Source organism: Algoriphagus sp. NF, from assembly GCF_028823735.1.
In the GTDB taxonomy this organism is placed as follows: domain Bacteria; phylum Bacteroidota; class Bacteroidia; order Cytophagales; family Cyclobacteriaceae; genus Algoriphagus; species Algoriphagus marincola.
Genome location: NZ_JAPEIB010000019.1, coordinates 17,124 through 30,199 on the forward strand (window position 1 = coordinate 17,124; position 13,076 = coordinate 30,199).

11 protein-coding genes are annotated in these 13,076 nt (G+C 43.4%); 2 read left to right on the forward strand and 9 right to left on the reverse strand.

Annotation, left to right across the window (positions count from 1 at the left end; translation table 11 throughout):
* Positions 1–339 precede the first annotated feature (339 nt).
* On the forward strand, positions 340–717 hold the full coding sequence (locus tag OU792_RS10580; RefSeq protein WP_208325257.1) for a hypothetical protein: 378 nt from the start codon (positions 340–342) through the stop codon (positions 715–717).
* Between the two features lie 101 nt (positions 718–818).
* Here OU792_RS10580 and OU792_RS10585 read toward each other — a convergent pair whose 3' ends face one another.
* From OU792_RS10585 to htpG, 9 genes are all read right to left on the reverse strand, one after another.
* A complete protein-coding gene (locus OU792_RS10585) occupies positions 819–1,433 on the reverse strand; it encodes a precorrin-2 dehydrogenase/sirohydrochlorin ferrochelatase family protein (RefSeq protein ID WP_134199667.1) in 615 nt (204 codons plus the stop codon).
* Positions 1,434–1,738: 305 nt separating this feature from the next.
* Positions 1,739–2,512 (reverse strand): uroporphyrinogen-III C-methyltransferase, encoded by a 774-nt coding sequence (gene cobA / locus OU792_RS10590; RefSeq protein WP_134199665.1) that lies wholly within the window; start codon positions 2,510–2,512, stop codon positions 1,739–1,741.
* Positions 2,509–4,608, reverse strand: coding sequence for a nitrite reductase (locus OU792_RS10595; protein ID WP_274670151.1), 2,100 nt, complete (start codon positions 4,606–4,608; stop codon positions 2,509–2,511). The genes cobA and OU792_RS10595 overlap by 4 nt, the downstream gene beginning before the upstream one ends.
* Positions 4,609–4,792: 184 nt before the next feature.
* Positions 4,793–6,052 carry a sulfate adenylyltransferase subunit 1 gene (locus OU792_RS10600; protein ID WP_274670152.1) on the reverse strand — a complete coding sequence of 420 codons (1,260 nt, stop codon included), beginning with the start codon at positions 6,050–6,052 and terminating at the stop codon, positions 4,793–4,795.
* Positions 6,053–6,271: 219 nt separating this feature from the next.
* The gene (gene cysD, locus OU792_RS10605; RefSeq protein ID WP_134199660.1) at positions 6,272–7,168 is read right to left on the reverse strand and encodes a sulfate adenylyltransferase subunit CysD; all 897 of its coding nucleotides are present in this window, start codon (positions 7,166–7,168) and stop codon (positions 6,272–6,274) included.
* Positions 7,169–7,334: 166 nt separating this feature from the next.
* Positions 7,335–8,036, reverse strand: a complete 702-nt coding sequence (locus tag OU792_RS10610) for a phosphoadenylyl-sulfate reductase (protein WP_134199658.1) — start codon at positions 8,034–8,036, stop codon at positions 7,335–7,337.
* A complete protein-coding gene (locus tag OU792_RS10615; RefSeq protein WP_134199656.1) occupies positions 8,008–8,286 on the reverse strand; it encodes a DUF2061 domain-containing protein in 279 nt (92 codons plus the stop codon). The genes OU792_RS10610 and OU792_RS10615 overlap by 29 nt, the downstream gene beginning before the upstream one ends.
* Before the next feature lie 75 nt (positions 8,287–8,361).
* Positions 8,362–8,775: an RrF2 family transcriptional regulator gene (locus OU792_RS10620; RefSeq protein WP_026947750.1), complete on the reverse strand. Its 414-nt coding sequence runs from the start codon at positions 8,773–8,775 to the stop codon at positions 8,362–8,364.
* Between the two features lie 142 nt (positions 8,776–8,917).
* Positions 8,918–10,807, reverse strand: coding sequence for a molecular chaperone HtpG (htpG, locus tag OU792_RS10625; protein ID WP_134199655.1), 1,890 nt, complete (start codon positions 10,805–10,807; stop codon positions 8,918–8,920).
* Positions 10,808–11,309: 502 nt separating this feature from the next.
* Between htpG and OU792_RS10630 the strand changes: the two genes are divergently transcribed.
* Positions 11,310–12,971: a hypothetical protein gene (locus OU792_RS10630; protein ID WP_274670153.1), complete on the forward strand. Its 1,662-nt coding sequence runs from the start codon at positions 11,310–11,312 to the stop codon at positions 12,969–12,971.
* Positions 12,972–13,076 lie beyond the last annotated feature (105 nt).

Consider the following 13,076-nt stretch of genomic DNA (forward strand, 5'->3'; position numbering starts at 1 on the left):
TTCGTTTTAAAAAAAAGATTCTTTTCAATCTAGTTAATTAATAATCAATTGGATGTACTTTTAAAATTAGGTTGCATTTACCTGTAATTCTTCCCATCAAAAATGAAATCAGTTTTTCACATACTACCTTTCCTGCTCTTTCTTGCAGCCTGCGAGACAGCAATAGAAATACCAGAAGAAGAGCTGTTCGAGCCAATCGTTCAGAAATTTCAATGCAATCCAAAAGACATCTGCTGTTTTGATCTGTCTGATAGGGCGGGTTCCTATAAATTGAGATCTAAATGGGAATTTGTTGCGTTTCAAGCAGAAAAAGGTTCTTCTTTTGACAATCTGACCTGTTTGGCTAGAACAGCCAGGTTTACACTGGGTGGTGAGGATTATATAAATATCTTTAAAATTACCCTTCAATTTGGGGAAAAAGCATCTTCTTTAGGTGGATGTGAAGATTTGCCTGCTTTTAGTTTTCGTTCATTTGATCATCAGATCGATGGCTGTTTTCAAGCTGATTCGGAGGGAAAAATGGAAATAAATTTTTCTCCTGAAAATGTGGTTTACGATCCGGGTATTGGGTCCTCTACATTTCCCATCTTAGAATTTGAGGATAGAATTAAGAAAAGTTTATTGGCAGTTGAGTCCTACGCCATCGAGTCTAATAAGCTTTATCTTTTTATGAAAGACCAAAAAAATCCCATGGTTTTCTTGGCACTCAAGGATTAGGAGAAATTCATAAATCACATTTTACCTTCCGAAAACGTGTAAAAAATCACATAATCGGAACTTAATACGTGATTTTCTCAAAACTACTTACCATTTACCACTCACAATTTACAGCTTTTCAAGTCTTGCCTCTCGAGTCTTGCCTCCCTTCTGACCAACTCCTCCGTCACCTCATTCATGGCCTTGACCTTGTACTCAAAATCTCCTTTGAGCGTAGCCCGGTATGCATTCAGATTTTCCAATAAATCATCAATTTCCTCAGGGAGTACTTCTTCCAGCAATTGACGAAGCCGCTTGGCGGTCGTGGGAGACTTGCCGTTGGTGGAAATGGCAATCTTCAGGTTTCCCTTGGTCACTATGCCACCTAAGTAAAAATCACATAGTTCGGGTGTATCTGCCACATTGACCAATAGAAAGCGCTCCTTCGCCTCATTTCGAATCTGTCGATTTACAGTCTTGTCGTCTGTGGCAGCGATGACAATATGCTTTCCGCCCAAGTATTTTTCATGGTAGGCATCTTCGATGAGCGTAACGCTTTCTTTTCCTTCCGCCAATTCCAAAAACTCGGGGCGGAAAAACTTGGAAACCACGGTCACCTGAGCTTCAGGGCTTGATTTAAGCAGAAATTCCAGCTTTTCAGTTGCCACAAAACCTCCACCGATCAGGAGTAAGTTGAGTTCGTGGACTTTGAGGAAAATGGGGTAGAGATGATTCATTTTTTAGAGATTTAAGATAGAAATACGGTTGAAATACATTAGAAATAAGCTCGACTTCGTCGAGCGAAATATTTAAATAACTGGTCTACGTTATAAATTGTGACCCCAGGGAGCATATTTCACTGAGCGAAGCGAAGTGTATTTCTACGGTATTTCGCCGAAGGCATATTTCGTGAAGCGAAGCCGAACTCATTTCAACGAACGATTGAGTTATATTTCGCAACAGGCCTATTTCGAGACCGAAGGAAGCCTGTTTCACCAAGCACCGCGAGGTATATTTCTATGGTATTTCACAATGTGTGTTTCTACCGTATTTCCATTTTCACAAATTCACGATACACCTCTGCCAATCTCATACTTTCCCGCACTACTTCACCCAAAATGATCACCGCGGGAGCTTCGACTTTGTTTTCCTGGGCTTTTTGTTCGATGTCGTAGATAAATCCTGCGGTTATTTTCTCTTCTTGAGTGGTTCCACTTTGAATGATAGCTACCGGTAAATGGGATTTTCCAGCCTTTTGATAAGTTTCCACGATTTCTCCCAGTTTTTTGGTTCCCATCAAGATTACTACTGTGGCTGTGGACTGGGCAGCTAATGCTAAGTCTCTGGAAAGCTCTCCCGTTGTAGTCGTGCCTGTCACTACCCAGAAACTTTCTGAGATCCCCCTTTTGGTTACGGGAATTCCGGCAGCTGCTGGAACAGCCACAGCGGAAGTGATTCCAGGAATGACAGATGTTGAAATTCCAAAGGCCTCGATGTATTCGATTTCCTCTCCTCCCCGACCAAAGACGAAGGGATCACCACCTTTCAATCGAACTACATGACCATATTTTTTTGCCATGTTCACACAGAGTTGGTTGGTATCTTCCTGAGGCTTCGAATGCTTGCCTACACGCTTACCAACAAAGATTTTAATGGCAGACTTTGGCACATGCTTCAGCAAAACCGGATCAATCAGTGCATCATACAAAACCACATCAGCGGTATTCAGCGCCAAAATTCCTTTCAAAGTCATCAATTCCGGATCCCCAGGGCCTGCACCGACAAGGGTTACCTTTGGATTTATGATGGTTCTCATGCTTCCACCTCCTCTTCCCGATAAGTTTTCAGCATTCCATAGATTTCCATTGCCTGCTTAGCATAAGCCCTGGCAAATTCTTCACTGGGCTCCTGTTGATTGATCTGATAGACTTTCTCTGCGAAAGTGCCATTCAACTGGATTTTGCCGGTTTGGACAAACTTCTCATCAAACAAGCTGATAATATTCGCATAGCTATTCGTGCTCACATCCTCACTCAGCAAAAGCGCTTTTGCAGCATTGATCAGCCCGGCATAGTGGTGGTAAATGCTGTCTGACCATCGTTTCTCCTGAAGGGATTCCTGACCCAAATCGAGCTTTTCTTTGGCCTCCAACAGCAGGGTAGCCACCAAGTCAATCACCACTCCGGCACATTCCCCCACCCCGACGGCTACTTCATAATTTTCCTTTCTCCCCCAATCAATCCGATCCGAATCTTCCAAACCGGGAGGATCTGCTAATTCTTTCAGCAAATCATAAAAATACATTTGCCCCTGCTGATCATAGTAATCCAGAAAGGGTAAACTATTCCCGTTTCGCTCAAAATCATCCAATAAAACACGAAGTGCCTGAGGTCCTCTTTTGCTGGGAATCTTGGTTACTTTATCAGCAAAGCGACCTTTTCCATCTCCAAGATTCCCCCCACCTAAAAGAACCTGGAGTGCCGGAAAGACCGTCTTCCCTACACGCATGGACATCCCCTGAAAACCAATATGAGCCATATTGTGCTGCCCGCAGGCATTCATGCAACCGGAGATTTTGATGACTAAGCCCTGATTTTTGAGGTATTGCGGATATTCTTCTTGAATTACTTTCTCAAGCTCTACAGCAATTCCCGTTGAGCTAGCAATCCCCAAATTGCAGGTATCGGTACCGGGGCAGGCGGTGATATCGCCCAGAGAATTATAGCCACGATGAGCTAGATTGAGTTTTTTCAGTTCCTGAAAAAAGAATGGAATCAAATCCTCCCGAACATCCCGAATCAAAATATTCTGTCGAAGTGTAAATCGAATTTCCCCTGCGGCATATTCCTCCACCAAATCTGCCAGAGGCCTTGCTTGATCTAGATAAAAATCTCCCAAAGGCACTCGGACCCCAATGGAAACGTAACCGTCTTGCTTTTGCGGGAGCACATTGGTCAGCTTCCAAAGTTCAAAATCCAAACCCAATTCAGAAGAACTGACTTTGACTTTTTGGGGGTTGGGTAGCGGTTTTTCTTCTTGATTTTCAATGGAAAGCGGATGGGATTGAAAAGGCAGGGCTTTTTTCTCTTTTTCTACCAAATCCAAAAAGGTCTCAATTCCCAAATCCTTAATCAAAAACTTCATCCGAGCCTTATTTCTTCGGGCTCTTTCCCCATGCCTATCAAAAATGCGTAAAACCGCTTCGATAAAGGGAATCAACTGCTCCGTCTCCAAAAACTCCGTGATCAAATCTCCATGTCTCGGCTGGGAACCCAAACCTCCACCTAGCAGAACTTTGAAGCCACGAACTTGCTTTCCATCGACTTCTTTGACTTTTGGGATAAAACCCAAATCATGCATGTATGCCAATCCTGTGTCTTCATCTGAGGAAGAAAATGCCATTTTGAATTTCCTCCCCATTTCCTGGCAAATCGGATTTCTCAGGAAATACCGGAAGGTGGCATCAGCGTATGGAGTCACATCAAAGGGTTCTTTCGGATCGATACCGGCAGTTTCGGAGGCGGTGACATTGCGAACCGTATTTCCACAAGCCTCCCGAAGCGTGACGTCGTCCTTCTCCAACTCAGCCCAAAGCTCTGGCGTTCGATCCAAACTCACATAGTGAATCTGAATATCTTGTCGGGTCGTGATATGTAGCCTTCCGGTAGAATACTCTTCCGAAACCTTGCAAATCCGTCTCAACTGAGTAGAAGTGGCTCTTCCATAAGGCAACTTAATCCGGATCATCTGCACACCTTGCTGTCGCTGCCCATAGACACCTCGGGCAAGACGAAGACTACGGAATTTTTCTTCATCGATTTTCCCTTCTCGGAAAAGAGCGATTTTACGATCCAACTCGACAATATCCTTTTCTACAAGGGGGTTTTCCAGTTCGGTTCGAAAGCTTTGCATAGCGTAATAGTTTTATTTCCCTATCGAGTAAGTAGGGTAAATGTTTTTAGAAAAAGCCAAGACAGAGTCAAGGCTGGTTATTTTGGTTTAAGGTTCAATGTTCCTGGTTCGAAGTTTTGAAATATCGAATATTGAACACCGAATGATGAATATCGAAGTCTTGTGTCTTGATATTGAAGTCTTGTTACTGAATAAATCCCACCGAAACCGTATCAAAACTTCCTTCATCAATCAGGATAAAGGCTCCGTTTGGCTTTGCCTCATGGTAAGCATCAAAATGAATCGCTTTACTCAGTTTGAAATGCACCTTCCCGATATCATTGAGCTTCAATTGATCGCTATCTTCAGTTCCTGAAAAGTCTGCGTGAACCTTCGCCTCGATGCGCTCCACTTTAGCCAAAACCCGATTGACACCATGTTGCAGTGTGTATTTTTGACCGACTTGGAGAGGTTTTGAATTGACTTGACAGACAGTAGCCGAAACAAGCTTTTCACTTTTCGGAGCCTCTCCACTTTTTACGATCATATCCCCCCGGCTGCAATCCACCTCATCTTTAAGTGTGAGTACAATGGAGGAACCCGGAGCAGCCGATTCCAATTCCTGATCAAAGAAATGTATGCTTTTGATCGTGGATTCAGTCCCCGAAGGAAGCAGGGTAACTCGATCCCCAACAGTCAGGGAATTACCATATAACTTTCCTGAAAAACCGCGGAAGTCATGATAGGCCTCTGTCTTGGGACGAATAACCAATTGTACTGGAAATCTCGCAGCTGTACTTTCCTGAAGATCTTCCGGCTCCAATACTTCGAGATGATCCAAAAGTGTATTACCGACATACCAAGGCATTTCTGCCGACTTCCTCGTGACATTTTCTCCTTTTAAAGCTGATAATGGGATAAAAGTGATTTGCTCCTCCTCAAAGTCACTTTTTGCTACCAAAGCATCAAAATCAGACTTGATTTTCAAAAACACATCTTCACTGTAATCCACCAAATCCATCTTATTGATAGCTACCACCACATGGCTCATTCGGAGAAGATTGGCAATAAAAAAATGCCTGTAGGTCTGCTCGATTACCCCTTTCCGGGCATCGATCAGGATGATGGCGACTTGGGAAGTGGAGGCTCCTGTGACCATGTTTCGGGTGTACTCGACATGACCTGGAGTATCGGCTACGATGAAGTTCGTCTTGTCGGTATTGAAATAAATATGCGCTACGTCGATGGTAATTCCCTGCTCCCGCTCAGCCACGAGACCGTCTGTAGCTAGAGAAAAGTCCAGATAATCGTAACCCCGCTGCTTACTACTTCTTTCAATAGCCTCGATTTTGTCCGTCGTCAAAGAATGCGTGTCATAAAGCAAACGCCCAATCAGCGTGCTTTTGCCATCATCTACCGACCCGGCAGTGGCGATTTTGATGAGTTTTCGGTTTTGTATGTCCATTTTATCTTCTTTTTGAAATACGGTGGAAATAGTTTGAAATAAGCCTCACTGCGTTCGGCGAAATATTAGCCATTGGTTCAAGCCAAGTATTTCGTACCGCTTGCGGGACCTATTTCTACCGTATTTCAATGGTGTTTCTATTTTATTTAAAGATTGCTTCGTCGTCCCCGACATTCGTACGGGGCAGGCTGTTCCTCCTTTTCGCAATGACGCTCCAAATCAAAAATATCCTACCTTCTTCCTTGTCTCCATCGCCGCTTCTGATCGCTTGTCGTCGATTCTTGCTCCCCGCTCGGATATGCTGGATTCCCGAATTTCAGCAACCACATCATCTAGAGACGTAGCTTCTGAAAGCACCGCTGCGGTACAAGTCATGTCCCCGACGGTTCTGAATCGAACCCATTTCTCGATGACTTTTTCATGAGGCTCTCGGTAGACATGCTCATTGGCGGTCCAGATCAAGCCATCGCGGAAAAACACTTCCCGCTTGTGGGCAAAGTAGATGCTAGGGATTGAAATATTTTCCGTTCGGATATACTCCCAAACGTCCAACTCGGTCCAATTGGAAATCGGAAATACACGGACATTTTGTCCCACCTGGATTTTACCGTTGAGCATATCGAAAAGCTCCGGACGCTGATTTTTTTCATCCCATTGGCCAAAATCATCCCTCACAGAAAATACCCGCTCTTTAGCCCGGGCTTTTTCCTCATCTCTTCTTGCCCCACCGATACAAGCGTCAAATTTAAATTCCTCGATCGCATCAAGCAGCGTAGTAGTCTGAAGGGTATTTCGGCTGGCATAGCGTCCTTTTTCTTCACTTACTTTCCCCTGATCGATGGAATCCTGCACCTTTCTAACGATCAACTCCAAGCCCAGTTCCTTGACAAGTTGATCCCGGAACTCAATGGTCTCAGGAAAATTATGACCGGTATCCACATGTAAGAGTGGAAAAGGGATTTTAGCGGGGAAAAAGGCTTTTTGTGCCAATCTCACCAAGGTGATGGAATCTTTTCCCCCGGAAAAAAGCAGAACCGGACGCTCAAACTGCGCCGCCACTTCTCTTAGGATATGGATCGATTCTGCTTCTTTGGGATTAGGTATGAATAGGTTCATAGAAAATACGATTTATGAAGTGCGATTTACGAGCTTGTTAGGAGCATCTAAACCTTGTTTTAAATAGTAATTGTCTTTTATGATTCTGGAAATTTTTCAATATTGAATATTGAACATCGAATAATGAATGTCGAAGTCTCATCGGACATCCGACATCCAGCATCGGTCACTTGCTGTGCAACCCACACTCCTTTTTTGAATTCTCCCACCACCATCTTCCGGCGCGGGGATCTTCTCCGGGAAGAATGGCTCGCGTACAGGGAGCACAACCGATACTGATGTACCCTTTGTCATGCAGCGGATTGTACGGAATCTTATACTCCTCGATGTAGGCTATCATTTGATCAAAAGACCAATCCAACAGCGGATTGTATTTCAGGATTTGATTGGCTTCATCCCATTCGATTCGTTTCATGGAGTTTCGATTGGCGCTTTGCTCGGCCCGAAGACCAGTTACCCAAACTTCATTTCCAGCCAAGGCTCTTTTCAAAGGCTCCACTTTGCGTACATAGCAGCAGGATTTGCGGTTTTCGACTGACTCATAAAAGCCATTGATTCCGATATCCGTCACCAAATGTTCAACAGACTCCCGCTCGGGATAGTAAACCATGATGCGAGTCTTGTATTTGCTTTCAGTTCGTGCCAAGAGCTCCAAGGTTTCCGGAAACAGTCTGCCCGTATCCAGCGAAAAGATCTGAATCGGGAGATTTTGAGAAGCGATCAACTGGGTGATCACCTGATCTTCTTGACCCAGTGAAGTCGAAAAAACCACTTTCCCAGAGAAGAGATCCGCGATCAGCGCTAAGCCTTCACCAGCGCTTAATAGATCTAAGCGGCGCTCAAGATCTTGCATATTCTTTTTCTGCATCTGCTGTTTTGGTTTTGGTGGCGGACTCCCAGACCCGCTCATGGAGATAGTAGAGTAAAATCTTCGATATCACCTCCACCGAACCGATTGACAAGGCCATCGTCAACTGACCGGTGATAATGAATGAAATGATGATGGTATCTAAGGTTCCGACGATTCGCCAGGAAATGGACTTCAGCAAGCTTTTCAGATTGCTGTCTTTCCCAGGCTTGGTTTCGAATACCTTCTTAAGTGGTTGGTCTAGAATCATGCGTTTTTCACGAATTGTGAAAGCAAAAGTATATAAACCCTATCTTTTTTATAGACTTTATAGGAAAAAAATTTGTTAAGTTTTTAAAATATCTTCTAAGGTCTTGTTTTCCAGTATTTTAAGCGTCTCATCACGAACTTGAATCATGACTTTATTGATCCCGCAAGTGGCCTCGTCCTTGCATTCGGAGCAAGGTTCGTAGTAGTTGAGGCTGACACAGGGAAGCAGGGCAATGGGTCCATCAAGGAGTCGAATGACTTTGGATAGCGGAATCTCCTTGGGATCTTTGATCAAGTAGTAACCTCCACCTTTTCCTTTTTTGCTACCGAGGATCCCGGCCTTTTTGAGTTCGAGCAGAATATTCTCCAGAAATTTATGGGAAATTCCATGCTCCTCGGCAATATCATGGATCAGAACGGTCTTTTCATCCCGATGCTTGCCGAGATAGGTCAGGGCGTGCAGGGCGTACTTGGTCTTTTTGGAAAGCATAAACAAAAATAACCCAATTCTTGGAATAGCCTAGTACGGGAGTGGGGAATAAAAAATCCCCATCGATTTGACGGGGATTTAGGAAAAATTTCCTTCTCTATTAAATTGGTTTTACTTCGAGGTCTCTGAGACCTCAAAGGTTTTAGATCAACTCCACACTGCGCTTCACAAAGGCAGTCAGATCTTTTCCAGTCAGCAAGCCTTGAGAAAGCTTGGCTAGATCAAAAGCTTGCTTGGCGAGTTGCAATTGGGCTTCTTCGCCTTCGGCTTTCAGAATCTTGTCCACCACGGGATGGTTTCCGTTGATCGCCACTTTGTAACTGTCCGGCATCTGTCCGTAAAAGCTCATCGGGCCTCCACCGCCCGTCTGGGCCATGTCTTTCATTCGACGCATCCACTCTTCCATGGTGATGGTGACCGGCATTTCCTCCGGGCTAAGTCCTTCGATCTCTACCGAGTAGGACTTGTTATCGATCGCTTTTTCGAAGAGTTCCTTCACCTGCTTGCTTTGATCTTCGGTAAGCAAGTTGGCATAAGAATCTTCTTTCTGAATCAGTTTTTCCACCACATCAGCATCGACTCGCTTCAATTGGGTTTTGTCGAGCTTGGTTTCGATATGCTGAATAAAGTGACTGTCGATCGGCGAATCCAAAATCAACACATCGTAATCCTTTTTATTGGCCGAAGCTATGAAACTATCTTGCTTATCTACATCCGTCGCATACAAGAAGATCGTCTGATCGTCTTTATTGGTCTGAATGGCTTTGACTTTATCGGTGTATTCGTCAAGGGTAAAGTATTCGTCCTTGGTATTTTTTAGCAGAGTAAATTCCTTGCCTTTTTCGTAGAACTTATCCTCAGAGATCATTCCGTATTTCACAAAAAGGCCAATATCATTCCACTTAGCCTCGTAGGCTTTCCGGTCTTTTTTATACAGTTCGGAAAGTTTGTCCGCTACTTTTTTGGTGATGTAGTTATTGATCTTCTTCACATTTCCATCCGCCTGCAAGAAGCTTCGGGATACATTCAATGGAATATCCGGAGAATCAATTACCCCGTGCAAAAGCATCAAAAACTCAGGCACAATATCCTTCACCTCGTCGGTGATGAATACCTGACGGCTGAAAAGTTTGATTTTATTGCGCTGCAATTCGAATTCGTTCTTCACTTTCGGGAAGTACAATACTCCGGTCAAGTTGAATGGATAGTCCACATTCAGGTGAATCCAGAAAAGCGGATCCTCGCTCATGGGATAGAGTTCCTTGTAAAAATTCAAGTAGTCCTCATCCTTCAAATCACTGGGCGACTTGGTCCAAATCGGGGAAGTGGTATTGATGATATTGTCCACTTCGACGGATTTCCACTTCTTCTCGCCTTTGTCATCGACACCGTCCTCTACGGATTCGCTCTTGGTGCCAAACTTGATCGGAACAGGCAGGAATTTGCAGTATTTGTCCAGAATTCCCTGCAGCTTCCACTTGTCGAGAAACTCTTCTGAGTCCTCGTTGATGTGAAGAATGATATCTGTACCGCGGGTTTTTCGCTTGCCTTTTTTGATCTCAAACTCGGTAGAACCGTCGCAAGTCCAAAAGGCAGGTTCGGCCCCATCTTGATAGGAAAGCGTATGGATTTCTACATTTTTGGCCACCATAAAGGCAGAATAGAATCCCAAACCAAACTTACCGATGATTTCATTGGCATCTTTGGCGTCTTTGAACTTCTCGACAAACTCAGTCGCACCGGAGAAGGCGATCTGATTGATGTACTTTTTGATCTCCTCTGCAGTCATCCCAAGACCTTTGTCCGAGATGGTGATGGTTTTCTTTTTCTCATCGAAGGAAACCTCCACGGTGATATCACCCAATTCGCCTTTGTACTGACCCAATGTCGCCAAACGCTTGATTTTCTGAGTAGCATCGACGGCATTGGAAACCAATTCGCGAAGAAAAATCTCATGATCTGAGTAGAGGAATTTTTTGATAATGGGGAAAATGTTCTCGGTATGAATCGAGATGGTACCTTTTTCCTGCATGGTATAAATCGTTTTAGTGAATACAATTATTGACAAAGGGGAATTATCAATGCCTGTTCCAATTGAGAAAAAGTGACAAGATGGCAGACAATGAAGTACATAGTTATTGGAAATACGATTGGAACACGCATCGCGAAATACACCTCACTTCGTTCGGTGAAATAACGGAGGTTTCGCCTCGGTCTGTGTCTCCACAGACCGGGACCCTATGGAAGGATAGTCTGTGGTATCAAGGAAGGCTGATTTTTTTATTCAGGATTTTGAAAAAAATGCCGAATTACTCAAAAAATCAATTTACTAACATTGATTTATCAACAAACAACAAAATAATAGTTATGAAATATACGCATGCTAAAATATTTAAAATTTTATATAAAATAATTTTTGGATTATATAATTTACTTAATTTATATTCGAGCGATTTTAAATAATTAATAACCAATAATAAAAAAGCTGAATTTTATATTTCATTTATATAATTACAAAAAACATTTTACAAGATATGAAATTAAAACATAACAGTGAAATAAATGCTTTGCTACTCGCAGCGTTTATGACAGCTACGATTTTTGCATGTAATGACCCGATTGAAAATCCGTCAGACCCAACTGTACTAATAAATACCAACTCCGATGAGTTGAGTCAACGTCTAAGCCTTGAGGGCGGAGGCGTGATAGGAATCACCGCTCCATCTAATCCTTCGGGGAGAGTTTTGGATGATGATGATGCTGAGAAAATATCTCTGGTACTTGTATCCCAAGCTTCCTCTCCAGTATATGAAGGCAATACTCTGCAGGCCACCCATGTAGATATTGATGATGAGTACGCTTATCTGGCGTACAATACTGCCGGACCGACATTTCTAGGCGCAGTAGAAATCATAGATATTTCTGATGCCTACAAACCAAAGATAGTCTCACAGGTGATTTTCAAGCATGCTGATGTCAGCGCAGTAGAATATCGAGATGGGTTATTGTTCCTAGCCATGGGAATGGATATCGATCAGATGGATGTCGATGGCCCTGCCAATCTTGGAGTGGTAAGTGTCTCTGATGGACAGTTTACTTCTGATTTCCGATATTTTTCAGTCCCTGGATTTGTGGCCACTGATGTCACTGCCAGCAGTCAGTTTACCGCTATTGTCAGTGGTAGCGATGGAGCCTTGACACTTTTTGACCGGGGCTTTGACAAACTTGAAGAGCGTGAAAGCGGTGACTTGAGAAGTGTTGCTCACGAAGACAATCGCATTGCAATTTTGGATGGAACGTCGGGAGCTGTAGTTCTTAATGCCAACTCATTGAGCGAGGTTAGTAGCATCAATACCGAGTCAGATGAAGCCCAAGCCAAGCGAACTATCGATATTGAAGACGGGTATCTTTATATCGCAAAGGGAAGAAATGGAGCCGGTATCTATCGAATGTCAAATGGTCAGGAAGAAAGCCTAGTTGGTATTCCCATCAACCCAGAGAATGTAGAGCCGGGCGATGTGGTGACAAATGCTGTTTCTGTGGACGATGAGCTACTATTCATGGCAAACGGGGCTGCAGGTATCTCTATCGCCGATGTAGACGATGAGGATGATGTAGAACTATATGGAGTTTTGGATCTTGACGGTTCGTCAAATTTCGTCCGTTTTGAGGATGAGTTTATCTTCGTGGCTACAGGAAATGGAGGTATTCAAATTCTAAAAATCAAAAAGTATGATGATGACGACGACGATGAGGATGATGAAGGCTCAGGAGTTAGTTGCGAAGGCTTGGATCCTTATCGTGGAAATTCCAATCTCAACATCAACGGAAATGAAAAAGCAGCCTATAGCGGTTCTACTCAATTGAAAAATGTAAATATCGGCGGAGAGTTTCTATTCTGTGGATCCTTGGCCATTGAGAATAACCTCAATATCAATAGCAATGGACTGATGCATGTAGTAGGATCCTTTGCCTTTGGCCAGTATCGCAAAAACACCAGCATCAATGTTAATAGTAATTCAACACTTCGATTGACAGGAAGCACGGTAATCTACGGCGATTTGAGACTAAATAGCGGAGCTACCTTAGAGTTTGTCGGTGAAGATAATGTCATCACCATCTACGGTGATGTTCAAATCAACAGCGGTGCAAGAGTAATTGGAGATTTTAAAGACACCGAAGGAAAGCTGGACTAAAGCATTTCATTTAATCTCCAAAACCCCGTTTTGGGCAGGAATTCAATTCTGTTCAAAACGGGATTTTTTTATTAAAGAAATGGTTTAGATCCTCCAAAAGGACGA